Source organism: Stenotrophomonas sp. STEN046 (assembly GCF_056759755.1).
Genome location: NZ_JBRRDR010000028.1, coordinates 36,051 through 61,005, shown reverse-complemented (window position 1 = coordinate 61,005; position 24,955 = coordinate 36,051). Strand labels below are relative to the sequence as shown.

General features: G+C 66.8%; 22 protein-coding genes and 1 pseudogene. 6 read left to right on the top strand and 17 right to left on the bottom strand.

The features are described 5' to 3' along the window. Nucleotides 1-268: pseudogene (locus tag ACVOLJ_RS13800) on the top strand (hypothetical protein); the annotation flags it as partial. Between the two features lie 43 nt (nucleotides 269-311). Here ACVOLJ_RS13800 and ACVOLJ_RS13795 read toward each other — a convergent pair. The 4 genes from ACVOLJ_RS13795 to ACVOLJ_RS13780 form a co-directional block, all read right to left on the bottom strand. Continuing rightward, nucleotides 312-1,319, bottom strand: coding sequence for a phosphotransferase (locus ACVOLJ_RS13795; RefSeq protein WP_475279689.1), 1,008 nt, complete (start codon nucleotides 1,317-1,319; stop codon nucleotides 312-314). A gap of 111 nt (nucleotides 1,320-1,430) precedes the next feature. Next, nucleotides 1,431-2,465 (bottom strand): DUF418 domain-containing protein, encoded by a 1,035-nt coding sequence (locus ACVOLJ_RS13790; protein ID WP_481564371.1) that lies wholly within the window; start codon nucleotides 2,463-2,465, stop codon nucleotides 1,431-1,433. After that, on the bottom strand, nucleotides 2,462-3,052 hold the full coding sequence (locus ACVOLJ_RS13785) for a TetR/AcrR family transcriptional regulator (protein WP_475279687.1): 591 nt from the start codon (nucleotides 3,050-3,052) through the stop codon (nucleotides 2,462-2,464). Before ACVOLJ_RS13785 ends, ACVOLJ_RS13790 begins: the two co-directional genes overlap by 4 nt. A gap of 146 nt (nucleotides 3,053-3,198) precedes the next feature. Further along, complete coding sequence (locus ACVOLJ_RS13780; RefSeq protein ID WP_481564372.1) at nucleotides 3,199-3,972, bottom strand: APH(3')-II family aminoglycoside O-phosphotransferase; 774 nt, start codon at nucleotides 3,970-3,972, stop codon at nucleotides 3,199-3,201. A gap of 101 nt (nucleotides 3,973-4,073) precedes the next feature. Here ACVOLJ_RS13780 and ACVOLJ_RS13775 point away from each other — a divergent pair, with 101 nt between their 5' ends. Then, the gene (locus ACVOLJ_RS13775; protein WP_481564370.1) at nucleotides 4,074-4,790 is read left to right on the top strand and encodes an SDR family NAD(P)-dependent oxidoreductase; all 717 of its coding nucleotides are present in this window, start codon (nucleotides 4,074-4,076) and stop codon (nucleotides 4,788-4,790) included. Between the two features lie 12 nt (nucleotides 4,791-4,802). On the opposite strand, the gene ACVOLJ_RS13770 is transcribed toward ACVOLJ_RS13775, so the two are convergent. Further along, nucleotides 4,803-5,462, bottom strand: a complete 660-nt coding sequence (locus tag ACVOLJ_RS13770) for an O-methyltransferase (protein ID WP_481564369.1) — start codon at nucleotides 5,460-5,462, stop codon at nucleotides 4,803-4,805. 102 nt (nucleotides 5,463-5,564) lie between these two features. Between ACVOLJ_RS13770 and ACVOLJ_RS13765 the strand changes: the two genes are divergently transcribed. Further along, nucleotides 5,565-6,236, top strand: coding sequence for a TetR/AcrR family transcriptional regulator (locus ACVOLJ_RS13765; RefSeq protein ID WP_481564368.1), 672 nt, complete (start codon nucleotides 5,565-5,567; stop codon nucleotides 6,234-6,236). Here the strand turns inward: ACVOLJ_RS13765 and ACVOLJ_RS13760 are convergent. Continuing rightward, the gene (locus tag ACVOLJ_RS13760) at nucleotides 6,224-6,835 is read right to left on the bottom strand and encodes a TetR/AcrR family transcriptional regulator (RefSeq protein ID WP_475279683.1); all 612 of its coding nucleotides are present in this window, start codon (nucleotides 6,833-6,835) and stop codon (nucleotides 6,224-6,226) included. The genes ACVOLJ_RS13765 and ACVOLJ_RS13760 overlap by 13 nt on opposite strands. A gap of 103 nt (nucleotides 6,836-6,938) precedes the next feature. Between ACVOLJ_RS13760 and ACVOLJ_RS13755 the strand changes: the two genes are divergently transcribed. Continuing rightward, the gene (locus ACVOLJ_RS13755; protein ID WP_481564367.1) at nucleotides 6,939-8,015 is read left to right on the top strand and encodes an MBL fold metallo-hydrolase; all 1,077 of its coding nucleotides are present in this window, start codon (nucleotides 6,939-6,941) and stop codon (nucleotides 8,013-8,015) included. Between the two features lie 21 nt (nucleotides 8,016-8,036). Here the strand turns inward: ACVOLJ_RS13755 and ACVOLJ_RS13750 are convergent, their stop codons facing one another. Beyond that, a complete protein-coding gene (locus ACVOLJ_RS13750) occupies nucleotides 8,037-8,540 on the bottom strand; it encodes a helix-turn-helix transcriptional regulator (RefSeq protein WP_481564366.1) in 504 nt (167 codons plus the stop codon). Nucleotides 8,541-8,864: 324 nt separating this feature from the next. Between ACVOLJ_RS13750 and ACVOLJ_RS13745 the strand changes: the two genes are divergently transcribed. Continuing rightward, on the top strand, nucleotides 8,865-11,981 hold the full coding sequence (locus ACVOLJ_RS13745; protein WP_481564365.1) for a galactose-binding domain-containing protein: 3,117 nt from the start codon (nucleotides 8,865-8,867) through the stop codon (nucleotides 11,979-11,981). A 34-nt stretch (nucleotides 11,982-12,015) separates the two neighbouring features. Here ACVOLJ_RS13745 and ACVOLJ_RS13740 read toward each other — a convergent pair whose 3' ends face one another. From ACVOLJ_RS13740 to ACVOLJ_RS13695, 10 genes are all read right to left on the bottom strand, one after another. After that, on the bottom strand, nucleotides 12,016-12,990 hold the full coding sequence (locus ACVOLJ_RS13740) for an ABC transporter substrate-binding protein (protein WP_481564364.1): 975 nt from the start codon (nucleotides 12,988-12,990) through the stop codon (nucleotides 12,016-12,018). 20 nt (nucleotides 12,991-13,010) lie between these two features. Further along, nucleotides 13,011-14,753: an amino acid ABC transporter permease/ATP-binding protein gene (locus ACVOLJ_RS13735; protein WP_481564363.1), complete on the bottom strand. Its 1,743-nt coding sequence runs from the start codon at nucleotides 14,751-14,753 to the stop codon at nucleotides 13,011-13,013. Beyond that, a complete protein-coding gene (locus ACVOLJ_RS13730) occupies nucleotides 14,750-15,295 on the bottom strand; it encodes a GNAT family N-acetyltransferase (RefSeq protein WP_481564362.1) in 546 nt (181 codons plus the stop codon). Before ACVOLJ_RS13730 ends, ACVOLJ_RS13735 begins: the two co-directional genes overlap by 4 nt. Beyond that, the gene (locus ACVOLJ_RS13725; RefSeq protein WP_475279676.1) at nucleotides 15,292-16,449 is read right to left on the bottom strand and encodes a M20 aminoacylase family protein; all 1,158 of its coding nucleotides are present in this window, start codon (nucleotides 16,447-16,449) and stop codon (nucleotides 15,292-15,294) included. The genes ACVOLJ_RS13730 and ACVOLJ_RS13725 overlap by 4 nt, the downstream gene beginning before the upstream one ends. A 79-nt stretch (nucleotides 16,450-16,528) precedes the next feature. Further along, entirely contained in the window at nucleotides 16,529-17,872 is a 1,344-nt protein-coding gene (locus ACVOLJ_RS13720; RefSeq protein ID WP_481564361.1) for an LLM class flavin-dependent oxidoreductase, read from the bottom strand. An 18-nt stretch (nucleotides 17,873-17,890) separates the two neighbouring features. Then, complete coding sequence (locus ACVOLJ_RS13715) at nucleotides 17,891-18,868, bottom strand: MsnO8 family LLM class oxidoreductase (RefSeq protein ID WP_481564360.1); 978 nt, start codon at nucleotides 18,866-18,868, stop codon at nucleotides 17,891-17,893. Nucleotides 18,869-18,882: 14 nt separating this feature from the next. Then, nucleotides 18,883-19,245: a DUF3088 family protein gene (locus ACVOLJ_RS13710; RefSeq protein ID WP_475279673.1), complete on the bottom strand. Its 363-nt coding sequence runs from the start codon at nucleotides 19,243-19,245 to the stop codon at nucleotides 18,883-18,885. 166 nt (nucleotides 19,246-19,411) lie between these two features. Continuing rightward, nucleotides 19,412-20,437: an LLM class flavin-dependent oxidoreductase gene (locus ACVOLJ_RS13705; RefSeq protein WP_481564359.1), complete on the bottom strand. Its 1,026-nt coding sequence runs from the start codon at nucleotides 20,435-20,437 to the stop codon at nucleotides 19,412-19,414. A 3-nt stretch (nucleotides 20,438-20,440) separates the two neighbouring features. Next, entirely contained in the window at nucleotides 20,441-21,022 is a 582-nt protein-coding gene (gene msuE, locus ACVOLJ_RS13700; RefSeq protein ID WP_481564358.1) for an FMN reductase, read from the bottom strand. Nucleotides 21,023-21,074: 52 nt separating this feature from the next. Continuing rightward, complete coding sequence (locus tag ACVOLJ_RS13695) at nucleotides 21,075-23,651, bottom strand: TonB-dependent receptor plug domain-containing protein (RefSeq protein ID WP_481564357.1); 2,577 nt, start codon at nucleotides 23,649-23,651, stop codon at nucleotides 21,075-21,077. 246 nt (nucleotides 23,652-23,897) lie between these two features. Between ACVOLJ_RS13695 and ACVOLJ_RS13690 the strand changes: the two genes are divergently transcribed. Next, complete coding sequence (locus ACVOLJ_RS13690; protein ID WP_475279669.1) at nucleotides 23,898-24,890, top strand: helix-turn-helix domain-containing protein; 993 nt, start codon at nucleotides 23,898-23,900, stop codon at nucleotides 24,888-24,890. Nucleotides 24,891-24,955: the final 65 nt, after the last annotated feature.

Below are 24,955 nucleotides of genomic sequence, written 5' to 3'. Positions count from 1 at the left end.
GGTGCTTGAACTCATCGGTGTAGCTACGGCGGGTGATACGGGACATAAGGGACCTCCAAGTGCGATCAAAGTATCGCTTCTTGGCGTCTGCCTACGGGGAGCCAGATCAGTGAGCGCCATGGATGGCGCGACCGAGCCTCCATGGATGGATTCACGGCGTCCCCCGCAACCGGACCCACCCCGCCATCCCACGAATCACCCGCTGTTGCTGTTGCTGTTGCTGTTGCTGTTGCTGTTGCTGTTGCTGTTGCTGTTGCTGTCGCCGTAGCTTCGGCCTCTGCGGGCGCCGGGCGCAGCCCGGCCAGAACCCCCTACAACGCCCGATACGCCCGCTCGGCCGCATCCAGCACATTCCCCGGCGCGAACTGTTCGCCCAGGTAGTGCAGCGATTGCCGATGCTGCTGCAGCGAGCGATGCGCGGCACCGGGTCCGAGCAGCATCTGCTCGAACTCGATCAGGTCCTGCAGGATGCGCCAATGCCGGTACCAGGCAATCCAGCGCGGGTCGCCAAGATCGCCGCCATAGCCATCGGCAAAGCCCAGCGGATGCTCGCGTCCCCAACGGCCACCCACCGCCGCGCCCACGAACATGAGGTCGCGCTCGCGCGGCGCCAGCGCCAGGCCATCCCAGTCGATCAGATGCAGGGCATCGTCCTGCCCCATCAGCAGGTTGCCGGCATGCAGGTCGGTGTGGCACAAGCGCAGCGTGGGCGCCTCATCCTTCAGCAACCCACGCAGCACTTCAGCGCGCTGGTGCAGTTCTTCAATACGCGATCGCTGCTGTTCCCACAGCGCCAGGAACGCTCTGCCGGAACCCTCCGTTGCCTGCCCCAGCAACGATGCATCCTGCAGCCAGCCACCCACCGTATCGTTGGCGGCCGTTTCCAGCCGCAGCGTCGGCAGCGCCTCGCGCAGTGCCAGCGGAAGCTCGGCGTCATGCAGTTGCCACAGCACGTGGCCCAGCCGCCGCCACTGCGCGCGGCTGAGTGGCGCCTCGAATCCGGACTGGCCCTCGATGTACGGGAACAGCGTGAACTGCAGGCCCCAGCGCTGCACCGACGCGCCACCGGCCAGCGCAGGCCAGGGTGCAACGATCTCAGCGATATCCAGTGCGCCGCGCAACCAGTGCAGGCTGTCCCATACCGCTGGAGACACCTGGAAGTTCCGGCACTTCAACCACCATTGGCCCTGGCGCGCGTCGATGCGGAAAACACACGCATTGGCATCGGCACCCACCGGGCGTGGCACCACCGCCGTGGCATGGATGTCGTAGGACTGCTGCAGGACCTCAACGATCTGCTGCGCTGAAGCGAATGACATGGAGGCAGGCGTACTGTGATGACTGCCTCCACTATCGCAGAAGCACCCACATCCGCACAGGCGAACCGGTCACAACATCATTGTCCTGCGACGAAAGAACGCACCTGCGAACTAGCCTGCAATACGCCGCATCACCCACTCCAAAGGCCCCCGCGTGAACCGCCAGGACCACAGCCATGCAGCGGCCGTTGCCAGCATCAGAAACAGCAGCGCAGCCATCAGCACCACGGCAAGGCCTGCGCTGCCATCGAGCAGGCCCAGCCATTCCAGCGTGCCCATGCCCAGCAGGATGTGTGCCACATACAGCGTCAGTGTCATCCGCCCGGCCGCGGTGAAAGGCTGCAGGCCATCACCGGGCACCACCCGCGCCAGCCACAGGCAAGCGGCGATCATCGTGCAGGCAGCGCCCGCACCGGTCAGCAGGTAGGCCGGGCCAGGCGGCATCGGCTGGGTCATCAACCAGGCCTGCCAGGGACCACCCTGCCCCCACTGCTGCACGCCCCACCCGGCCAGCATCAGCAGCAGGCCATGCAGCAGCAGCGCCCGCTGCAGCCGTGGCTGCGACAACGGCAGGCGTGCCAGCAGCATGCCCAGCAGGAAGAAGCACAGCCATGGCAGGACAGGATGGAAGCCATTGAACAGCAGATTGCGCAGCGCGCCAGGCGCCTGCCACAACCCGGCATAGTGCAGCGTCTGCCAGTCCCACCCTGCGCTGTAGTCCCAGCGCAGCAGCGCCCAGAACGAGACCGCCGCCAGAGCGATCATGCTGCCCGCCAGTACGCGCGGTGATGCGCGCAGCCACAGCACGGCCAGTGCGAAGTACACCGCGTAGTAGTGGAGGATATCGGCGGGAAACACGGTCAGGTTGAGCAGCCCGAGCACGGCCAGGAACAGCGCGCGGCGCCAGGTCTGTGTCGTGGCCTGCCACCACGGCTGCCGCTGCGTGGCCAGCACCAGCCCCAGTCCGGCCAGCGTCACGAAGGTGGCCGAGGCCTTGCCTTCCAGCAGGTGGAAGAACGCGGCAAGCAGCCCGCCATCATCGGCCTCGACCGCCATGGCCAGACGGAAATTGACCAGTACCATGCCGGCCAGTGCGAGGTAGCGCGCCAGATCCAGCCCATGCAACCGCCGATCATCGGCGCTCATGCACGCGCACCCAGCAGTACTGCCAGCAGGTCTGGTCCCAGCACCGCGCCAATGGTATCGCTGGCTTCACCCAGGCCCTGGCGCAGCGCATCGCTTTCCACCGCGTCCAGCAGCACCTGCGCCTGCAGCGGTGCCGCCAGCAGCGGGCGGCGGCGTTCGCGCCTTGCCACGCGCTCCAGCGCCTCGGCCAATGCCTGCAGCACGCGCCTGCGGTTGCCCGCAAACGCCTCGGCCACGGCCGGGTTGCGAGCGCTTTCGGCCAGCACTTCAACACTCAGCAGGGCCCACGCCGGCTGCCGACACATCGCATGGAAATCCTGCAGGAACGCCAGCGTCGCGGCACGCTCACCGTTGCCGGCGGCCAGGCGCTGCAGCATCGGTGCCAGCTCATCGTGCTCGGCCACTGCCGTCTGCAGGATCAGCGCCTCCTTGCCCGGGAAATGGTTGTACAGGTTACCCAGGCTGACCCCGGCCGCCTGCGCGATGTCGCGCATGCTGGTCTGGTGGAAGCCCTTGGCCAGGAAACACTGCAGGGCCGCCTGCAGGATCTGGGTGACGCGCTGTTCGTTGCGGTCGTTGCGGTTCATGCGCTCAAGACTGAACGAACGTTCGCTCATTTTGAAGTGCCGGGCAGGCGTCCATGCTGCCCGCGTTCAGCCACACCGGCTTGACCCCAACCATGGTTGAGGGTCGATCATGCCCGGCCGGCGCAGCACTGAAGACCCGCATGCACTCAGAAGAATTCATCCAGCAGGCGGTAGAACGCCAACCGCCGCTCATCGGCGGCGATGCCATAGCGGGCCAGCAGAGGCGCAACCCAGCGCGTGTGATCGTAGTTGTGCACCAGGCTGCGCGCAGCCAATGCCAGATCCTGGCAACGATCGGCCACGCCCAGCCGGCCGCAGTCGATGAAGCCACTGAAGCCACCGTTCACCGCCATCAGGTTCGGCAGGCAGGCGTCACCGTGGGTAACCACCCGGTCCTCATCGGCCGGCAGGCCTGCCATCAGCTCGGCCAGAACCTGCTCCGGGGTCTGCCCCAGCCGTTCGCCGTCGAAATCATCCGCATCCACCTGGCCGGCCTCGACCCGGGCCCGCGCATTGCGCACGCGCACCGACAGCGGCTCGTCGAACGGACAGGCGGCAACCGGCAGCGCGTGCAGGCGGCGCAATGCATCGGCCAACAGTTCCACTACCTGCTGCGGGGCAAGTTCCGGCGAGGATGCAAGGTCACGCCCGGGCAATGCGCTCATCAGCAGCCAGCGCCGGCCACCCTCTTCGGCCACCGCGAGTACCTCGGGTGCGGGCAACTGCTGCGCCCGCAGCCAACGCAGGCGCTGGATTTCCCCTGCCAGTTCGCTGAAGGCATCGATCGCTTCGGATTTCAGGAACGCATCGGCGTGACCCGGACGCTGCACCCGCGCGACATCCGCACGCGAGGCGCCAATCGACTGCACCTGCACCCGGGCAGCGCTGAGCATCGCCGTCCACGCCGCAGGCAACGGCATTGCTGCAACGCCTCTGGTTTCATCTTCCATTCGTCGCTGTCCTGCATCACCGGGCCGATGGATTCTCACCCGGCCCCCTGTGCGGGCGCAAAGGAGTACGCATGAAACTGATGATCATCGGCGCCAGCAAGGGCCTCGGGCGCACCTTCGTGGAAGGTCTGTGCCAGCCGGGCGACACGGTGATCGGTGTCTCGCGCCGCCGCCCCGTCCAACTGGCCTGCCCGCAGGGCGTCGAGCTGCAGTGGATCGAGGCTGACCTGTCCCAGCCGTTGATCGCGGCCGAGCACATTGCCGCGCAGTCACCGGCCGACCTGGACGTGCTGATCCACAACCTCGGCATCTGGGAAGAGACTGCCTTCAGCGACGACTACGCCTTCCTCAGCGAAACCGACAGCGCCCTGGCGACACTGGTGGACGTCAACATCACCGCCACCCTGCTGCTGCTCAAGCGACTGTTGCCACGCCTGCTCGGCAGCCGCCGGCCACAACTGGTGCTCACCGGGTCGACATCGGGCCTGGCAGGCAGCGGCCGTCCCGAGGTGGCATTCGGCGCGTCCAAATTCGCCCTCAACGGTATCGCCGACGCACTGCGCGAGGGCTTCCGGACGCAGCGGCTGGCGGTGACCACGCTGCAGCTGGGCTATCTGAATACCGACGACGCGCTGGGCGTGCCCGTGCACGCAGCCGCCGCGCGCGGCGATGGCGCGCAGGTGCCGGTGCACGATGTGGTGGCGATGGTGCGGGCCCTGCTGGCGCTGTCGCCGTCCGGTTTCGTGCGCGAACTGGTGCTGCCCGCAATCAACGACACGCGCTTCTGACCTCGCTGCCGCTCAGCCAAGCCACATCGAAAGTTCCACGTCATCGGCAAAGGGCAGCGACAGATAGCCTGCCGACGGTGTGCGCACGCGCTGCAGGTACTGCGGGCTGTCGTCGGCGTTGTCGGCCACCACCAGCGCACCCGGGCGCAGGTGCGGCTGCACAAGATCCAGCACGTCCTCGTACAGCACCTTGGCGCCATCCAGCAGCACCAGGTCGATCGTGTCGGGAAGATCGGCCGCCAGCGTCTGCAGCGCATCGCCCACGCGGATCTGCACAAGATCCTGCAGCCTGGCCTGGCGCAGGTGGTCTTCGGCGCGGCGTGCCTTCTCCGGCTCGAACTCGGTGGTGATCAGCTGGCCGCCGCCGTTGTCGCGCAATGCGGCGGCCAGATGGATGCTGGAGATGCCGAACGACGTACCGAACTCAACAATGGTGCGCGCCCCGGTGCTGCGTGCCAGCAGATACAGCAGGCGCCCCGTCTCGGCCGACACCGGCAGCCACAGGTCCTTCAGCAGTTCGCCGTACAGGCGCCGGTATTCGCTGCGACTGCCGAGCAGGCGCTGGCGCTCTTCGGGCGACACCGCCGTCAGCGCCGGGCTGATCGCGGTGTCTGCTTCGTTGAACAGGCGTACCAGCAGCGGCGCGACCGGGGTTGAGGTCAGGGTGGACATGGCAGGTGTTCCTTTCTGTGGCGGGGTTAGAATGCGAATGATTCGTCGCAATCAAGCTTAGGCGCGACGCCGCCATCTGCCTATTCGCATTGGAAACCGCCCATGCCCGAACGTCGCCCGCCGCAGATTTCCTCGAGAAAACAGCCTCGCCAGGCACGATCGAACGACCTGGTCGCCGCCATCCTGGAAGCCGCTGCTCAGGTTCTGCAGCACGAAGGGGCTACCCGATTCACCACCGCGCGGGTGGCCGAACGCGCCGGAGTGAGCGTCGGTTCGCTCTATCAGTATTTCCCGAACAAGGCGGCGATCCTGTTCCGGCTGCAACGCGACGAATGGCAGCGCACCGGCGCGATGCTGCGCGATATCCTGCAGGACGGCGGGCAACCGCCACTGCGACGCCTGCGCAGGCTGGTGCATGCGTTCATCGCTTCCGAATGCGAAGAGGCACAGATGCGCGGCGCATTGAGTGATGCCGCGCCGCTGTACCGCGATTCGCCGGAGGTCAATGAAGCCCGCGGCGAAGCCGATGCTGCGATGCTCGCTTTCATGGCCGAAGCATTGCCTGCCGCTGCGCCGAAGGTGCGTGCGCTGGCGGTGGAGCTGATCGATACCACGCTGGCCGCTGTCGGCCGCGAATTCTCCAGCGCGCCACGCACGGCCGCACAGATCCGCATCCAGGCCGACGCCCTGGCCGACATGTTCTGCGCCTATCTGCAGCAGCTGGGTGCAGTGCCGCTCCCCGCGCGCCCGAAGGCACGGCGTTACACGGCGTAGAAACCCAGGAACATTGCCACTGCCGATTCGGCCACGTGCGTGCGCTCAGCCGGTGCCAGCGGGGCCTGACCCATGGTCACCTGTGGCCAGAACGCAAAACTTTTCACCAACCCCTGCAGCTGATGGCCTGCAAATTCCGGGTCGACCCGGCGCAGCCGGCCATCGGCGATGGCCGCGCGGATCCATGCGCTCACCCCGCTTTCCTTCTCGCCCATGCGGCAGACAATGGCCTGCGCGCGGTCGGGGGAATGGATGATCTCGGCCATGGCCACCCGTGCCAGGTCGATGAAGTTCGCATCGCCCAGCAGGTCCAGTTTCTGCCCCAGCAGCTGCAGCAACTGGGCGTCCAGCGGCTGATCGGCGCGGTAGGGCAGCTCCACGCTGGCCACGCTGCTTTCCCACAGCTCTTCCAGGATCAACGCGAACAGCTCTTCCTTGCTGGGGAAGTGGTTGTAGACCGTGCGCTTGGACACCCCGGCCACGGCCGCGATGCGGTCCATGCTGGTGGCCTCGTAGCCGGCGGCACGGAACTCCTCCACCGCCGCGCGCACGATGGCTTCGCGCTTGCGGTCGGTCAGGCGTTGCGGGGCACGGGACATGGCAGGACCAGATAGCTGAACGGACTGCGTGATTTTACACCCGACGGTGTACTTTCCTGAAATCGGAAACTACACTGTGCAGTGTACCCAGCCGACGTCACCCATGAAGCGCCTGCTCCTTGTCCTCCTGCTTGGAATCCTCGCCGTGACCGCCTACACCTTCTGCAAGTCCTGGTCCCTCCCCGACTTCGCCGATTCGCCGCAGTACCGCGATGGCAAGTTCCGCAATGCCCTGCCGAAACCGGCGATGGGCCTGCGCGATGGCCTGGAGATCTGGTGGACCTTCCTGTTCAACAAGCCCAAGGGCACCGTGCCCACGCAGCCGATCCCGGTGCAGGCGCTTGACCGCGCCACGCTGGACGCCGCGCCGGACCGCAGCCTGTTCCGTCTGGGCCATTCGACCCTGCTGCTGAAGCTGCGTGGCCAGTACTGGCTGACCGACCCGGTGTTTTCCGAACGCGCCTCGCCGGTGCAATGGATGGGCCCTGCACGCTTCCATGCCCCGCCCATCAGCATCGAGGAGCTGCCACCGATCGCCGGCGTCATCCTCTCGCACAACCACTACGACCACCTCGACCATGCGGCCGTGATGAAACTGGCCGGCAAGACCGCGCGCTTCATCGCACCGCTGGGTGTGGGCGACCAGTTGATTGCCTGGGGCGTGGATGCGGCCAAGGTCGAGCAGATGGACTGGTGGCAGACCACCGAAGCGGCTGGCCTGCGCCTGACTGCCACCCCTGGCCAGCATTTTTCCGGGCGCGGGCTGGGCGACAGCGATCGCAGCCTGTGGGCCTCCTGGGTGATCCAGGATGATGATTTCCGCATCTTCTTCAGTGGCGATACCGGCTATTTCGATGGCTTCAAGGCCATCGGCGAGAAGTACGGTCCGTTCGACCTGACCATGATCGAAACCGGCGCCTACGACCAGCGCTGGGCGTTCGTGCACATGCAACCCGAACAGACCCTGCAGGCGCACCTGGACCTGCGCGGCAAGTGGCTGCTGCCGATCCACAACGGCACCTTCGATCTGGCCCTGCATGACTGGCAGCAACCCTTCGAACGGATCACCGCATTGGCTGCCGCCAGGAACGTGCCGGTGGCCACGCCGATGATGGGCCAGGCGCTGGACATGCAGTCACCACAGGCCGGTACCCGCTGGTGGGAGCAGGTGGAACTGTAACGGCCCGTCGAACAGCGACCGTCAACCGGGGCGCTGAAGCAGCCGTTCCTGTTGCGTGGCCACATTTATCTGAAGCGCGGCGGCGGCGAGCTCCATGAGCTCGCTGCTGACCTTCTGGCTGCCGCGCGCCTGCAACCACGAAAGAACATCGGTCAGGTGCCAGATCGATGCACTTCCTTCGTGAACCGGTACTGGAAACGTCTGCGGATGCGATAGAAGCAGCTTCCGCATGTTCTGTCGTGACATGCCCAGCAGGTCTGCTACATCCGTCAGCCCGACCAGGTCGGGACTGACTTCGATCAACTCTGCATCGGGCACGGCTGTCCGCACATCTGCAAGCGCAGACAGCACTGCCTGGCGAGCACTGGCCGCCTCGCGGCAGAATTCAAGCGCCAGCCTCCCCGGCCTGCCAATACCCAGCAGTGCATCGTCGCAACCGGCATCTGCAAGACGCTGCTCAAGCGAGCCGGCGTCGGTACCGACGTCCGGCAGGCGATATTTGACCGTGAAGTTGAATTCCGTCATCGACGTTTCCCTGGAAGGGTTGGCGGGTGCGTCAGCGTGCGCGGTTGTCCACAAGGTTGTCAGATGACAACCCTGCTGAATTCGATCAATCACTGGACCCTACAGCTTCGCCATCGCCGTACCAGAGCCAACCCAGTCAGAGCTCCGGCTGCGCCAACTCTCCCTTGCCGGTACAGCGTCCCCTGCGCGAACAGATATGTGCGCGTTGATGAAAATCTGCCCCCCGCCCGGCGTACGGATATTGCGACGCGTCATGTAACCGGTTACATCCCTTGCTAGCGTAGGCCCGCCCGTTCCCGGGCCTGCTGATGCGAGGCCGCTGCAATGACGTTGAGTGCTGACCGCTGGACCGTCCCCTGCCTGCCGAACCAACGCCTTTCCGCGGCCCTGCTGCTTGGCCTCACACTGGCCACTACCGCCGCCGCGCAGACCCTTCCACCGCGCGCGCAGTGGCAGGCCAGCGCGTCGTCGCAGCAGGTTCCGGCGATGGCGATCAGCCACCTGATCGACAACGATCCCAAAACAGTCACAGGCGGTGCCTTCAGCCCGGGCCACTGGTTCCAGATCGATCTTGGCAAACCGACGATGCTGGCCGGCGCCCGCCTCACCTGGGATGTATCCAATCCCGAAGGCTATTCGCTGCAGACCTCGCTGGATGGCACGCAGTGGCAGACCGCCTACACCATGGCCGACTCGCTGGGCGGTGTTGAAACCCTGTACTTCGCGCCGCGCCAGGCCCGCTACCTGCGCCTGGCCAGTCCACAGCGCACGTCGGACTGGGGCGTGTCGATCTTCGAGATGGAACCGCTCGACACTGCGCTCAGTGCACGCGTGGCAGGGCTGGATGCAGTCCAGTCGGCCGCGCTGTGGCAGGGCACAGGCACGGTCGCCATTCCCGCGGGGAAGGACGGTCACTCCACACTCGATATCGCCCTGCCCCGCGCTCAGGCCAGTACCGGCCTTGCAGTGGAATGGGCCGGTGCGCACGGCGCCGCACGCCTGCAGGCGCAGGATGCGCAGGGCCAGTGGCATGAACTGGCCCGCGACACGCAGGCCGCGACGCGGCAGCAGAGCTGGTTGGCGGCCGACGCGCCACGCGACATCAAGGCACTGCGTCTGACCGTGGAAGGCGATGCGCCGCAGGTGAAGCGCATCCGCCTGCTCGGCCCGAAGGCGGTGATGACACCGATGAAGCGCTACCAGATTGTTGCCGGCGGTGCGCAGCGCGCGTTGTTCCCGGCGTCGCTGCACATGCAGCAGACCTACTGGACAGCAGTGGGCGTCCACGCCGGCCGGCAGAAATCGATCTTCGACGAATACGGCAACATCGAAGCCTACAAGGGCGCGCCGCTGGTGCAGCCGATCTGGCGCAGTGCCGACGGCCGCGCGACCGGCGCCGCCGATCAGCCGGTACAGCACGCGCTACGCGATGGCTGGAAGCCGATGCCGTCCGCCACCTGGTCACCGCAGCCCGGGCTGGAACTGCGCAGCGAAGCCTTCGCCATCGAGCGCGGTGGACAGCCGGTCACCTTGGTCCGCCATCAGCTGCACAACCTCGGCACCACGCCCATCGAAGGGACGTTGACGCTGGCGGTGCGACCCATGCAGATGAACCCGCCGTGGCAGAACGGTGGGCTGTCGCCCATCCGCACAGTCGCCGTTGCAGGCAATGCGGTGCGCATCAACGGCCGCACCCTGCTGCAGTCGCTCACGCCGGTGGGCACGGCCGGTGCAGCGCCGTTCGGCCAGGACGGCAGCACCGAAATCACCGCGGCCATCGCCACCGGTCAACTGCCTGCGGCGCAACAGGCAGACGATGCCCAGGGACTGGCGGCAGCGGCCGTCAGCTACCCCATCCGCCTGGCAGCCGGTGCCACCGAATCGGTGGTGCTGGCCTTCCCGCTCGGCACCGCCGCTGCCGACGCCGAGGGCGCACTGCCGCAGGCACCGGCCGTCGATCTCAGCGGGTTGCCAGGCGATGCCGGCAAGGCCTTCGACACCCTCGCCAAGCGCGCATCCGCCGATTGGCAGGCACGCCTGGGCCAGGTCGGCCTGCGCCTGCCCGATCCTTCGCTGGTGGACATGCTGCGCGCACAGGCCGCTTACATGCTGATCAACCAGACGGGGCCTGCCATGCAGCCCGGCCCGCGCAACTACAACCGCTCTTTCATCCGCGACGGCATGGCCACCTCGGCGGTACTGCTGCGCATGGGCGAAGCGCAGGTGGCCCGTGACTACCTGGCCTGGTACAGCGAGCACGGCGTGCATGCCAATGGCTTGGTCTCGCCCATCCTCAACGACGACGGCAGCGTCAACACCGGCTTCGGTTCGGACATCGAGTACGACAGCCAGGGTCAGTACGTAACGCTCGTGGCCGACGTCGCACGGCTGGATGGCGGACCGGAATCGGTGCGCGCCTACCTGCCCAAGGTAAAGGCCGCGCTGCGCTTCCTGCAGGCGCTGCGTGAGCGCACGCTGGTGCCCGGGTACATGGCCGACCAGCCATCGCCACAGCGCTTCGCCGGCATCCTTGCACCTTCCATCAGCCACGAAGGTTACCCCTCGCCCACCCACAGCTACTGGGACGACTACTGGGGCCTGAAGGGCTGGCACGACGGCGCATGGTTGGCCGAATCGCTGGGCGATCATGAGACCGCCACGTGGGCGCGCGAACAGTACAAGGCGCTGTATGACGCGCTGCACGCCTCGATCCGGGCAACGATGGCGTGGAAGGGCATCGACTTCATTCCCTCTTCCGCCGACCTCGGTGATGGCGACCCGACCGGCGTCTCGATCGCGCTGGACCCCACCGGAGCGCAGAGCGTGCTGCCCGCCGATGCGTTGCGCACCACCTTCGCCCGTTACCTGGACGATGTGCGCAAGCGCAGGCAACCGGGCGCGCTCTACGCCTATACGCCGTATGAAATCCGCAACGTGCTGAGTTACGTGCACCTCGGCCAGCCCGAAGCGGCCGATGAGCTCCTGCAGGGCCTGCTGCACGATCGCAGGCCGCTGGAGTGGCAGGTGCTGGCCGAGGTCGTGCATTCGCGGCTGCGCTTCCCGCGCTACCTGGGCGACATGCCGCACACCTGGATTGGCGCCGAGTACGGCCGCACCCTGTTCGGCATGCTGATGCGCGAGGACGATGATGCGTTGTCGCTGCTGCCGGGTACGCCGCCGTCGTGGGTGGCCGGCGAAGGCCTGGCGGTCGACCGCCTGCCCACCGCCTACGGCACCTTGCAGATGCAGGCCCTCCAGCGCGACGGCAACCTGACCGTGTCACTGGGCAAGGGGCTGCGCAAGGGCACGCCGGTACGCGTATGGTGGCCGAGCCGAACCCTGCCCAGCGAAGTGCGCGTCGATGGACGGGTTGTACAGAACTTCGACAAGGACGGGGTGCTGCTCGATGCGCCGTTCCGTAAGCTGGAGGCACGCTGGTAAGGCCGGGCCGAGCCCGGCCAAGCGCACAAGGCCGCTACAACGCCGGCAACCCCGGCGGATTGGTCTGCGAATGCGGCACCGCCTCTTCGGCCACGTTCCAGCGCGCCAGCACCCTGGCGTAGGTACCGCTGCCGATCTGGGTGTTCAGTGCCTGGGTCACCGCATCGGCCAGGCCACTGCCCTTGCGCGTGGTCACCGAAATCGCCGCCGCATCGGGCCAGCCACCCGGGAACAGGCCCACCCGCCGCACCTTGCCATCGCGTGCCGAATAGGCGCCGGTGGCATTGGGCTCGAAGGAAACATCGGCGCGACCGGTGATCACCGCCAGCCGCCCGATCACCGCGTCATCGAAGTACTGGTACTGCACCGGCTTCAGGCCGGCGGCGATGTTCTGCCTGTCCCACTGCCGCAGGATCTGGTCCTGGTTGGTACTGGCCCCCACCACCACCTTCAGCCCTGCGACGTCGGCGGGTGTGGCGATCTTCTGGATGGGCCCATCGGTGCGGGTATAGATGCCCAGCAGGTCGAAGCGATAGCTGGAGAAATCGAACTTCTTCTTGCGCTCTTCGGTCACCGTCACGTTCGACAACACCGCGTCATACTTGCCCGATTCCAGCCCCAGCGGCCAATCGGCCCAGGCCACCGGCACCACCACCAGCTTCAGGCCCAGGCCATCGGCGATCAACCGGGCGATGTCCGGCTCGACGCCCACCACTTCCCTGCTGTCAGCACCGTAGTCAGCCAGTGGCAACTGCCCGGGATGGGTGGCGATGGTGAAAGCGCCGGGAGTAACGAATCGATAGCCGGGCGGAATCAACGCCTGCGCCTTTGGATCTGCGGTGCCCTTCAGTATCTCCGCGTTGCTGGCGGCCAGCGATGTCGCCACCACGGGCACGCCATCGGGCGCCTGGCGCACGCGCGAGTAAACGATGCCGGCAATACCGATGACCAGTACCCCGACGATCAACAAGGTGCTGCGTGCGGGACGTCGCTGCGATGCAGGGCTCATGGGTTCTCTCGAAAAGGGGGCTACAGGGTCGTGGCCAGGAAATCGGCGGTACGTTGCTGGCGCGGGCGCTCGAACAGCGCATCAGGTGTGCCCTGCTCGATCACCCGGCCCTGGTCCATCATCACCACGTGGTCGGCAACGCGACGGGCGAAACCGAGTTCATGGGTCACGATCACCAGCGTGGTTCCCGAGCTGGCCAGTTCCTCGATGACACTCAACACTTCGGCAACAAGCTCCGGGTCCAGTGCCGAGGTCGGCTCGTCGAACAGCAGCACCTTTGGCTGCAGCGCCAGCGCGCGGGCGATGGCCACGCGCTGCTGCTGGCCACCGGACAGCTGGCGCGGGAAGGCATCGGCCTTGTCGGCCAGCCCGACCCGCTCCAGCAAGCTGCGCGCCTGCTGCACGGCCTGCGCCCGCGACAGACCGCGCACGGCCATCGGTGCCTCGATGATGTTCTCCAGCGCGGTCAGGTGCGGGAACAGGTTGAATCCCTGGAACACCATGCCGACCTCCGCGCGGCGGCGGCGGATCTCGCTTTCGGGCAGTTCGTACAGGGTGTCGCCGTCGCGGCGATAGCCGATCAGCTGCCCGCCCACGGTCACAAAGCCGCTGTCAGCGCGTTCCAGATGATTGATCAGCCGCAGCAGCGTCGACTTGCCGGCACCGGAGGGGCCGATCAACACCGTCACGCTGCCGGCCTTCAGCTCAAGATCCACCTCATCCAGCACGGTCTGCCCGCCGAACTGCTTGCCGACGCCGCGCAGCGACACGGCTGCACCACCGCCGGCGGCGATCGGCGTGCCGAGCGAGGCGCGTACCGATGGTGCGGACACGCCCGGTGTGGCCTTGCGACGGGAGACGGACGACACCCGCGAAATGCTGCGCTCGCGCTGCAGCTGCCCGCGCGCGAAGCGCTTCTCCACCCGCTGCTGCAGCAGCGACAGCACCGTCAGGATCAGCAGGTACCAGACGGTGGCCACCATCAACAGCGGCACCACTTCCAGGTTGCGGCGGTAGATGACCTGCACGGTGTAGAACAGCTCCGGCAGCGCCAGCACGTATACCACCGACGTGCTCTTGGCCAGGCCGATCACATCGTTGAATGCCGCCGGCAGGATCGAACGCATCGCCTGCGGCAGGATGATGCGCCGAACCTGGCGACCACGCGGCAGGCCCAGGGCGGCTGCCGCTTCGTACTGGCCGTGATCCACCGACAGGATGCCACCGCGGATGACCTCGGCAGAGAACGCCGCCTGGTTCAGGGTCAGGCCGAGCACCGCCGCAGTGAACACACCGATGAGCTGCGTGGTCGGGTACGAGAACAGGCTGATGCCGGTGAATGGCACACCCAGTTCGAGGGTGCTGTACAGATAGCCCAGGTTGTTGAGCAACAGCAGCAGCACCAGCAGCGGAATCGAACGGAACAGCCACACATAGCCCCACGACACCGACGCCAGCAGCGGCGAGCCTGAAACCCGCGCCAGTGCCAGCAGCGTACCCAGTGCGAAGCCAAGGCCGGTGCCCAGTGCGGTCAACAGCAGCGTACGGCCCAATCCTTCCAGCACCGGGCGCGCAAAGAACCATTCGGCGAAGGTGCCCCAGCCCCAGCGCGGATTGCCCAGTACCGACTGCAGCGCAATCAGGATCAGCGCCAGTGCCAGTACCGTACCCACCGTCTGCAGAGGGTGGCGCGCCGGAACGATCTTCAGCGCTGGCACCTGACGGCCCGCAATCGCTTCAAGCACGGAAGAGGGTGTGCTCATGCGTGCACTTCCCGCGCCGCCACGGCAGCCACGGCCCGGGCAGCAGGGTCTGGCAGCAGCCGTTTCTCGAACGGCAGGTGCGCGATGGTCTCCGGGTCCGCGTGCAGGTCAAACAGCGCGGTGTAGCCATGGCTGAGGTACAGGCCCACCGCTTCAGGCTGGCGGAAGCCGGTCGTCAGGAACACCCTGCGATAGCCCTGCCGCGCCGCCTGCGCCTCCAGTTCCTGCAGTACGCGCCGCGCGATACCCTGCCGGCGCAGTCCCGGCAGCGTCCAGATGCGCTTGAACTCGGCGGTGTTCTCATCACGATGCGGCATGAACGCACCACCGGAGATCGCCACGCCATCGCGCAGCAACAGCACGAATGCACCGACCGGTGCGGCGAATGCCGCGGCCGGATAGCGCTGCAGCTCCTCGCGGGCGCTGCCACCGATGCGTCGGCGCACGTCCGCATAGCGGTTGTCGTACTCCTGCTCCAGGCCATCGAACAGGGGGCGCGCCAACGGGTCGTCCACCGATGTGTACAGGAATGCATCACTCATGCCGCGTCCTCCACCAGGTAATGTTCGGCCAGCCGTGCCCACAGGCTGGCGGCCGGTGCGATGGCCGCGTCATTGAACACGTAGCGCGGGCTGTGCAGCGGCGCACTGTCACCGTTGCCGACGAACACGAAACTGCCTGGGCGTGCCTGCAGCAGGAACGCGAAATCCTCGCTGGCGGTGCGCGGCGCGAACGCCTCCACCACCTGCCCGGCACCAAAACCCTGCACGGCCACATCGCGGATGTACGCGGTCTGCTGCGGATGATTGATCACGCTGGGAAAGCCACGCGGGAACTCGATCTCGGCACGCGCACCAAATGCCAGCGCGGTCTGCTCGGCAATCTCGGTGACGCGCCGGCGCAGCGTGTCGCGCACCTCCGGCAGATAGGCGCGCACGGTCAGTTTCAGTTCCACCACGTCCGGAATCACATTGGCAGCCTGCCCGCCGTGAATCGAGCCCACCGTCACCACCCCCATCTGCCGCGGGTCGACATTGCGCGACACCACGCTCTGCAGCGCCGTCACGATATGCGCTGCGGCCAGGATCGGGTCCACGCTGCCCTGCGGTTCGGCACCATGGCCGCCCTTGCCGATCACCCGCAGCCGCGCCCAGTCCACCGACGCCATCGCAGGCCCGTCGACGAAACCGAAGTGGCCCACCGGAACGCCGGGCCAGTTGTGCAGACCATAGATCGCATCCACCGGGAAGCGTTCGAACAGGCCATCCTCGATCATCTTCGACGCACCCGATCCGGTCTCTTCGGCCGGTTGGAACACCAGCTGCAGGGTGCCGCTGAAGCGCCCGTGATGTGCCAGGTAATGGGCGGCCGACAACAGGATCGCCGTGTGCCCATCGTGACCGCACGCATGCATCCGGCCCGCGTGCTGGCTGGCATAGTCCAGCCCGGACTCCTCCTGGATGGGCAACGCATCGATGTCCGCACGCAGGCCAAGTGCGCGTCGGCCGTGCCCGCGCCGCAGCGTGCCGACCACGCCGGTCCCGCCGATGCCGGTGGTCACCGCATAGCCCCACTGCTGCAGCAGCTCGGCTACCCGGGCGCTGGTGCGGTGCTCCTCGAACGCCAGCTCAGGGTGCCGGTGCAGCGCATGGCGGATGGCAATGGCCTCATCGGCGCGCGCCGCGATCCCGGGCAACACCCCGCTCGCCGCTTGCGCCGGGCCATGCCCGGCGGCTGTTGTATCCAACGAAGGCCGATGCAGAACGTTCATCGCCTCACCCCACCTTCCGCGCAGCTTCTTCGTCGGTCGCATGGCGACTGGCCTTGCGCTGCAATCCCAGATGATCGCGCAGCGTCTGCCCTTCCAGCGTGCTGCGGTGATAACCGCGCGCTTGCAGAATCGGCAGCACCAATCCCACGAAATCGTCCAGGCCCTCGCGCTGGGCAGCAAAGCCCAGAATGAAGCCATCACTGGCACCGGCATCGAACCAGCGGATCAGTTCATCGGCCACATGCTCCGGCGTACCGATGAAGTTCGGCCGCGGGCTGACCGCCTGCAGTGCCACCTGGCGCAGGCTCAAGCCCTGCTCGCGCGCATCCTGCTTGATGCGGTCGGTGGTGGATCGGAAGGAATTGGAGCCGATATCACCCAGCTCCGGGAACGGCGCATCCGGGTCGTACTGGCTGAAATCATGGTGGTCGAAGAAGCGGCCAAGATAGGCCAATGCATCGTCCAGCCCCGCCAGCGCGGCAATCGCCTGATACTTGGCTTCGGCTTCTTCGGCCGTATGGCCAACGATCGGACCGATGCCCGGGAAGATCTTGACGTCACCGGCACTGCGGCCATGGGCGATCGCCGAATTCTTCACCTTCTGGGTGAACGCGCGGGTCTCCTCCAGCGACGGCGCATGGGTGAACACCGCATCGGCATACTTGCCGGCCAGCGCGCTGCCATCGTCGGACGATCCGGCCTGGAAGATCACCGGCTGCCCCTGCGGCGAGCGCTGGATGTTGAGCGGGCCTTCCACATTGAAGAAGCGGCCCTTGTGGTCGAGGCGGCGGAACGTTTCGGGTGCGAAGAACGTGCCGCTGTCGCGCTCGCGTACGAAGGCATCGTCATCCCAGGAATCCCACAGCCCCTGCACCACCTCCAGGTACTCGTCGGCGATCTGGTAGCGCAGCGCATGCTCGGGGTGTGGCCGGCCGTAGTTGCGGCCCGAGCCCTCCAGCGGCGAGGTCACCACGTTCCAGCCCGCGCGGCCACCGCTCAGCAGGTCCAGCGAGGCGAACTGGCGCGCGACCGTGAAGGGATCGCTGTAGGAGGTGGAGAGCGTACCGGCCAGGCCGATCTTCTTCGTCGCCGTCGCCAGCGCTGACAGCAGCGATATCGGCTCGAAGCGGTTGAGGAAATGCGGAATCGATTTCTCGTTGATGTACAGCCCATCGGCCACGAACCCGAAGGCGATGCCGTTGTCCTCGGCCGTGCGTGCGATGTCGATGTAGAACTGCAGGTTGACGCTGGCATCGGTCGGGTTGGACGGGTGCTTCCAGGCGTGCATGTGGCTGCCCGGGCCCTGCAGCATGATGCCGAACGGAATGGGGCGTGGGGTCGTGCTCATGGGAATCGCTCCTGCAGGTCAGGCCACCGCCGCGCGCGGTGCGGGCGACAGCAGTTCAAGGGAGGTCAGGCGTGCGTCGAGGTCAGCCACCGGCGCATCGAGAATGAATTCACCCACGCCGAAGCGACGGTGCAGCGCGTCCAGTTCGTTGCGGACATGCTGCGCATCGCCGGACAGCACGCTCGGGCGCGTCTCTTCAATGCGGAAATCGGCCACACCCACCTGCCGTGCATACTCGGCAGCGGCCTCGGGGCTGGGCAGGTTCACTGTCTGCGCCGGGCCCAGGTGCAGCTTGTAGACCCGTAGCGCACCGACATGGCGGGCGGCGGCTTCGGCCGTCGGCGCGGCGAAGGCCACCGTGGCCAGCAACGGTGGATGCGTGGCGACCGAACGATAGGCCTCGAACGCGGCCTCGATATGGTCCGGGTCGCCATCAAAGTGCGCGGCGTACACGAAGCGCCAGCCCAGCTCGGCGGCGTGGCGCGCGCTCTGCGGGCTGGCCCCGAGCAGGAACCGCTCCGGAGCGGTCTGCGGAATCGGCCGCGCCTGCGCATCGTTGCGCGTGCCCGACAGGTACCCTTCCAGCTCGCGCAGCTGCTGGTCGAAATCGGCAAAGGCCGCTCGCCCCGCCGCCAGCGCCGCGGTGGATGCCGGCAGGCCGCCCGGCGCCTTGCCCACGCCCAGATCCACGCGGCCCGGCGCCAGTGTGGCCAGCAGGTTGAAACTCTCCGCCACCTTGTACGGCGCGTAATGACGCAGCATCACCCCGCCGCTGCCGATGCGGATGCGCCGGGTCTGCGCAAGCACCCAGGCCGCCAGCACTTCCGGTGCCGGGCTGGCCAACGCCGGTGCCGCGTGGTGCTCGGCAAACCAGTAACGGTGGTACCCCAGCTGTTCGGCGCGCTGCGCCAGCTGCAGGCTGTTGCGCAGTGCCTGCTCGGGCGTGCCACCCTCGGCCACCGGGCTCTTGTCCAATACGCTGGTGAGGTAACTCATCGTCGCGTCCTCGCTCAGGGGTGGGCCACGGGGATGCCCAGCAGGCCGTTCAACGCCGCCAGGATCGGCTCGGCACCGGAGATGTACTGCCGATGCTGGTACTCACCACTGGCGTGTTCATTGACAACGCCCTGCGGCAACACCAGCTTCGGCAGCGACTGGTCCTGCTCGCCGATTTCGGCGATCACCTCGCGACGCGGACGGCTGAAGCCGATGCGACGCACATCCAGCTGCGCGTCCAGGCCTTCGATGCTCGACAGCGCGCCTTCCAGCAGCAGGCTGTGCCGGCAGAAGAAGCGCTGGCCTGGCAGCGCACCGTCTTCGAAAGCACGGTCCAGCAGGAACAGAATGGGTTTGGGGGTTGCGTCTACAGCCACGGAGTCGTCCTCAGGGGGGCCGGCAGTGCAGTGCCGCTTGGATATCGATGCTAGAGAAGGACGGCGCGCCACCTGCGCCGGAACTCGACAATCCACGGTCGGATCCGGCCATGCAGATGCAGGTTGGCAATAAGCAGACTGCTGCCCGTTATGGCCGCGCGTGGCGTCAGGCTGCCTGCGCGGGCGCACGCCAGCCGAGCGCCGGCGCGATGTCCTCGATCACGGTGGCGAGGATGCGCCGGCAGTCCTGTTCGGGAAGCTCGTAGGGCAGCTCCACGCGCAGTTCGTCCACCTGCTGCAGCAGCGGGTCGGCCTGCAGCTGGGCGATCACCTGTGCGCTGCTGCCGACCACATCGGGCGCGAACATCACGCGTCGCGGCCCCTGCGGCGACAGCGTGCGCGCATGCCGCTGCGCGGTGAAGGCAGCGATCCGCCGGCGTGTGGCCGCATCCACGCCATCGGTAGGCACCAGCACCCGTCCCACCGCCACGCGGTGCGGGCTGTCCAGCCGCAAGGCAGCGCGATAGGCCTGCAGGTGCTGCAACTGTGCGACAAAGAAGTCATCGCTGCTCTCGGCACGATTGACGTTGCCCAGCAGCAGATGCAGCCCCTGCGCACCCGCCGCGTGCGCAGACTGCAGGGAACCGGCGCCATACCAGACCCGGTTCACCAACCCCGGCGCGTGCGGCTGCAATCGGGGGCGATAGCGCGTCGCGGCATTGCCCACCTCGGCATCGGCAGTACCCAGCGGACCGCCACGCAAGGCATCCAGCAACCGCTCAACGCGCGCATGCGAAAAATCAATGGTCGCCGGGTCACCGTCGAACAACAGATGCCCGACCAGTTCGGCATATGGCGGTGGCCCGGTGCTGACGCCCACCTGCAGCCGTCCCCCGGCCAGCGCATCCAGCAGCGAAAGATCCTCGGCCAGGCGGAAGGGCGTCTCATAGCCCAGCTGGATGACCGCACTGCCCAGCTCGATACGGTGGGTGTGCTGGCTGGCCGCGGCAAGGAACACCGCCGCCGAACTGATGCCCGGTTCCAGGTGGCGATGGCGCACCCATGCACCGTCGTAGCCCAGCTGTTCGGCGAAGGCGATCAGGTCCAGCGTGGCATCCAGGCCCGCGCGCGGTGCGTCGGGCAGGTAGCTGCCTGGCGTCAGCAAGGCCAGGTGCCGCAACTGCACCGCCATGGCTCACGCGATCCGGCGCAGCGGCGCCGGCAACGCCGCTGCTGATGAAAGCAGATACCCGGCGGCACGTTCGGCGGCCAGCTGGATACGCGCCTGCAGTGCCCCACTGTTCACCGCATCGCCATCGAAATCCGCGGGCGTGGCGTAAACCCCGATCGGCAAGGTATGCGCCTGCAGGAAACTGAAAAGAGGCCGCAGCTGATGGTCGATCACCAGCGCATGGCGCTCACTGCCACCGGTTGCTGCCAGCAGTACCGGCGTATCCACCAGGGCCTCCAGCGCGATGAAATCGATCAGATGCTTGAACAGCCCCGGATACGAGCCGCGATACACCGGGGTGGCCGCCACCAGCAGCTGCGCCGACTCGATGGCAGCCAACGCCTGCTCCACCTGCGGCTCCAGCTCGCTGCGCTGCAGCGCCTGCCCCAACGAACGCGCGATCGGTGCCAGCTCCACCCACTCCACGCTGATGTTCAAGCGTTCGTGCAGCGCATCCAGAACATGCCGCACCAGCAGCAACGTACGCGAATTGACCGACGCCGTCGGCGAACCAATCAGTGCAACCACTCTCAACGCAGATGACATGAAACCCTCCTCGGTAGCGCCGGGCCGCGCCCGGCGACGCTTTGCATGAACCTCAGAACCGGTAGTTGACGCGCCCGTACCAGAACGTCCCGATATTGCTCAGCACATCACCGCTGTCCCAGGTGGTTTCAATGCTGGCCACATCGGTTGCACTGCGTGCGTACCCGGGTACCTTGCGCGTGCGCTTGTCGAACAGGTTGTTGATGCCCAGCGCCGCGCTCCAGCCAGCGCCCAGCTCCACGCCACCGGACAGGTTGGTCACCAGCACCGGGGGCTGCTTGTACTCCACGCCGTTGTTCAACCGCTTGATCGGGCCGTAGTAGGTGAAATCCACGTTTGAGCGCCAGCGCCCGTGCTGCCAGCCCAGGCCGGCCACCTGCGTGTACGACGGCGTGCGGAAGCGCAGCGCGTACTCGCCCGACTTGGTCAGCAGATTGATGTTCGGCAAACCCTGCAACGCCTGTGGGATCGCACTGACCTTCTGCACCGTGGTACGCCCCACGTTCGCCGCATAGCTCCAGCGCAGCTTGCCCCACGGCGTCTCCTGGTTGGCTTCCAGGGTCAGCTCCACGCCGCGCGTACGGGTATCACCCACGTTGGTGAAGTAGCTGGCATAGAAGGCATCACCGGGCAGGATGCTGATGCCTGCTGTTCCCAACAGCGCGTCGATGGTGTTCTTCTGCGCGGCACTCAGCACGGTGCCGCTGTTGTCGGTCACCCGCGCCGGGTCCTGAGCGTTGTAACCGATCTGGCTGGACTGCCCCAGCTGGCCACGGATATCGATCTGGTAGGCATCCACCGCCAGATGGAACGCCGGGCTCGGGTCCCAGGTCACGCCAAGGCTGTAGTTGGTGGCCTTCTCCGGCTTCAATGCAGTTGCCCCCAGCGCCACCGCCGCAGGCGACGACACCTGTGCCACCAGCGTGGTACCGCACGGGCAGCTGCCGGTAGCCTGGTAGTACTGCGCCCCCAGGCTGGGCGCATGGAAGCCGTTGCTCACCGTGGCACGCACGCCCAGCGCATCGGTGAAGTCGAAGCGCGTGGTCAGCCGCCCGGTCGACACTGTGCCGAAGTCGGAATGGTCTTCCCAGCGCGCGGCCGCATCCAGGTACCAGCGCGCGGTGATGTTGGTCGCTGCACCGGCGTATACCGCCTTGCTGTTGCGCGTGGCCTTCACCGCGTCGGCGGTGGAATAGCCGACGAAGGCAGCCGCACCGAATCCGGTGTACGACTCCCACTGCCCGGCCCCGCGCTCATACTGCTCGTGCTGGTACTCGGCGCCGGCACTTACTTCCAGCGGCGAAGCAAACGCGGCCACCTCGAAGCCACGGCGCAGGTCCAGGTTGGCGATGCCCTGCTGGTAGTCCAGCTTGCCGTCGTAGAAGTCGGTGGGCGAACCCGGGTACGGCAGTGAATAGTTCACCGAATTGCGTGTATAGGTACGCACCGTATTGCGGTTGCCGGTCAGGCTCAGGTCGTAGTCCCAGCCCGCCACCTGCCCTTTCACCCCCGCCGTGCCGGTGTACTGCTTTTCCTTGGTTTCCAGCACCGGCAGGAAGCCGTCGGGAAACACGCTCAGCACGCCCGGCACCTTGTAGGTGGTGAAGATCGTTGCTGGCAGCCGGAAGTTCTGGATCGCCTGCGCGGTGCGATCGCTGGCCGTGGCGTTGGCGTAGAACTGCGCGCTTTCGCCCAGTCCATGGCCCACGTTCAGCGCGAAGGCTTTCAGCGCATACGAGGGCGAACTGAGGATGATGTTGGCCTCGGCATCGCGCCCGGCCTCAGCCGGATTCGGCGACGCCCCGGCCGGCAGCCGGTTGTTCGGCCGCAGTGCCACCAGGTTGCCATTACCATCCACCGCCGGGTAGCTCAGGTAGCCATCGATGTAGCGTCGCGTGCGGATCGCATGGTGCTGCCGCGTGCTCTCGCCGGAAAGATTGACGAAGCCATCGGCACCCCATGGCAGACCGATGTTGGCGCGCACACTGGTGCGGCTGCCATCGCCATCGATGCTCTGCCCGCTTTCCACCGACACATCACCACCGTGCGCCTGCGATTTCAGGATCACGTTGATCACCCCGGTGATCGCATCCGAACCGTAGATCGCCGACGCACCATCGCGCAGCACCTCCACGTGGTCGATGGCCGCTACCGGAATCAGTGCCAGGTCGGCCCAAGCGTGGCCCGGGTAGCCACCGCCGTTGGCACCGCTCACATAGGCGCTGGCGTTACGGCGTTTGCCGTTCACCAGCACCAGCGTGTAACCCGGTGACAGATTGCGCAGCTGATAGCCGCGGATAAGGCTTTCCTGGTCACTCTGGTAGCCGCCAATCTGGCTCAGCGACGGCAAACTGCGCTGCAGCGCTTCCAGCAGGTTGGCCTGGCCGGTCGCGGCCAGGTCCTCGGCCGAGATCACATCGATCGGTGTCGAGCTGTTCTTCACCGTGCGCGTGCTGGTGCGCGAACCGGTCACCACCACCGCATCCAGCGTGGACGCGGCAAGGGTGGCAGAGGTGGCGGTGGTCGCCGATGGCGCATCGGCATCGGCTGCATGCGCCGGGGCAGCAGCCAGTGCCGCTGCAATCAGGAGGGAAAGCGTGGACAGCGCAGGAAGGTAGGCAGCAGGCATGGGGGCTCGTGGGGGTGGGCCGGAGATACAGCCCCATTCAACGGCCCAGGCCCGTGCCACAACAGCCGATATCGCGTCACCCAACCGTCATATCCGGCCAGCCACATGACCACTGGTAATGACCTTACGCACGGCAGCAGACCTGCAGAACCAAGGGAACCCGCCGTTTGCCCATATGCCCCGCTGGCATCACCACATGCCGGCATGCCACTGCGCTCGCCGCAGCCGGCTCGTTAGCATCCAGGCATGACCGCCGAACCGACCGCCCCCACCGTCGCCATCGTCGCCTGCCACGGCCAGGGGCTGTTCGAGTTCGGCTGCGCGGTCGGTCTGTTCGCGCCCATCCGCCCTGAACTTGGCGTGGCCTGGTACCGCACCCAGCTGTGCGCAGGCGAACCCGGCGCGCTGCGCATGCTCGGCAGCGCACAGGTGCAGCTGCCCTACGATCTGAGCGCTGTCGACGACGCCGACATCATCGTCATTCCGGGTTGGCGCGAACCCAGCGAGCGCCCACCGCAGGCCCTGCTCGATGCCCTCACTCGCGCCCACGCACGCGGCGCGCGCATCACCTCCATCTGCTCCGGCGCATTCGTGCTCGCCTGGGCCGGCCTGCTCGACGGCCGCCAGGCCACCACGCACTGGCGCCTCACCGAAACCCTCGCCCGTGAGTTCCCACGCATCCACGTCCGCGACGACGTGCTGTACGTCGATGCCGGCAGCATCGTCACCTCGGCCGGTTCGGCCACTGGCATGGACATGATGCTGCACATGGTGCGCAAGGATTACGGCGCGCGCGTGGCCAACCTGGTGGCCGAACGGCTGGTGCTGGCGCCCTGGCGCGATGCCGAGCGCAGCCAGCGCGTCAGCCGCGCCATTCCGCTGGGCGAACCCACCCGGCTGGCGAAACTGATGGAGTGGATGCGGCGCAACCTGCGCGACACCCACTCGTTGGCCAGCTTGGCCGAACAGGCCGCACTGAGCCAGCGCACGCTACAGCGGCAGTTCCTCGAAGCCACCGGCCTGTCGCCCATCGACTGGCTCATCCGCGAACGGGTGGCCTTCGCCCGCGAACTGCTGGAAACCACCGACCGTCCGCTGCAGTGGGTGGCCGAGCAGGCCGGGTTCGGTTCGCAGGAATCGTTCCGCCGGCACTTCCGTGGCATGGTCGATGCCAGCCCTACCGAATATCGCAGCCAGCATCGCGGCGGCTTCGGCGCCGATCGGCTGGTGGGCTGCTGACCCGGCCCCACAACACTACGCAGCGCGACTTTCCACACAGGCATCCACCGGGCAAGATGCAGGCA

Bases quoted from the DNA above. Each gene is read 5' to 3' on its own strand.
- ACVOLJ_RS13790 (WP_481564371.1), bottom strand. From the start codon at position 2,465: ATGAGCGCCGATGATCGGCGGTTGCATGGGCTGGATCTGGCGCGCTAC.
- ACVOLJ_RS13740 (WP_481564364.1), bottom strand. From the start codon at position 12,990: ATGAGCCCTGCATCGCAGCGACGTCCCGCACGCAGCACCTTGTTGATC.
- ACVOLJ_RS13695 (WP_481564357.1), bottom strand. From the start codon at position 23,651: ATGCCTGCTGCCTACCTTCCTGCGCTGTCCACGCTTTCCCTCCTGATT.
- ACVOLJ_RS13785 (WP_475279687.1), bottom strand. From the start codon at position 3,052: ATGAACCGCAACGACCGCAACGAACAGCGCGTCACCCAGATCCTGCAG.
- ACVOLJ_RS13730 (WP_481564362.1), bottom strand. From the start codon at position 15,295: ATGAGTGATGCATTCCTGTACACATCGGTGGACGACCCGTTGGCGCGC.
- ACVOLJ_RS13735 (WP_481564363.1), bottom strand. From the start codon at position 14,753: ATGAGCACACCCTCTTCCGTGCTTGAAGCGATTGCGGGCCGTCAGGTG.
- ACVOLJ_RS13760 (WP_475279683.1), bottom strand. From the start codon at position 6,835: ATGTCCCGTGCCCCGCAACGCCTGACCGACCGCAAGCGCGAAGCCATC.
- ACVOLJ_RS13715 (WP_481564360.1), bottom strand. From the start codon at position 18,868: ATGAGTTACCTCACCAGCGTATTGGACAAGAGCCCGGTGGCCGAGGGT.
- msuE (WP_481564358.1), bottom strand. From the start codon at position 21,022: ATGTCATCTGCGTTGAGAGTGGTTGCACTGATTGGTTCGCCGACGGCG.
- ACVOLJ_RS13770 (WP_481564369.1), bottom strand. From the start codon at position 5,462: ATGTCCACCCTGACCTCAACCCCGGTCGCGCCGCTGCTGGTACGCCTG.
- ACVOLJ_RS13745 (WP_481564365.1), top strand. From the start codon at position 8,865: ATGACGTTGAGTGCTGACCGCTGGACCGTCCCCTGCCTGCCGAACCAA.
- ACVOLJ_RS13750 (WP_481564366.1), bottom strand. From the start codon at position 8,540: ATGACGGAATTCAACTTCACGGTCAAATATCGCCTGCCGGACGTCGGT.
- ACVOLJ_RS13780 (WP_481564372.1), bottom strand. From the start codon at position 3,972: ATGCCGTTGCCTGCGGCGTGGACGGCGATGCTCAGCGCTGCCCGGGTG.
- ACVOLJ_RS13795 (WP_475279689.1), bottom strand. From the start codon at position 1,319: ATGTCATTCGCTTCAGCGCAGCAGATCGTTGAGGTCCTGCAGCAGTCC.
- ACVOLJ_RS13720 (WP_481564361.1), bottom strand. From the start codon at position 17,872: ATGAGCACGACCCCACGCCCCATTCCGTTCGGCATCATGCTGCAGGGC.
- ACVOLJ_RS13755 (WP_481564367.1), top strand. From the start codon at position 6,939: ATGAAGCGCCTGCTCCTTGTCCTCCTGCTTGGAATCCTCGCCGTGACC.
- ACVOLJ_RS13705 (WP_481564359.1), bottom strand. From the start codon at position 20,437: ATGGCGGTGCAGTTGCGGCACCTGGCCTTGCTGACGCCAGGCAGCTAC.
- ACVOLJ_RS13690 (WP_475279669.1), top strand. From the start codon at position 23,898: ATGACCGCCGAACCGACCGCCCCCACCGTCGCCATCGTCGCCTGCCAC.
- ACVOLJ_RS13775 (WP_481564370.1), top strand. From the start codon at position 4,074: ATGAAACTGATGATCATCGGCGCCAGCAAGGGCCTCGGGCGCACCTTC.
- ACVOLJ_RS13765 (WP_481564368.1), top strand. From the start codon at position 5,565: ATGCCCGAACGTCGCCCGCCGCAGATTTCCTCGAGAAAACAGCCTCGC.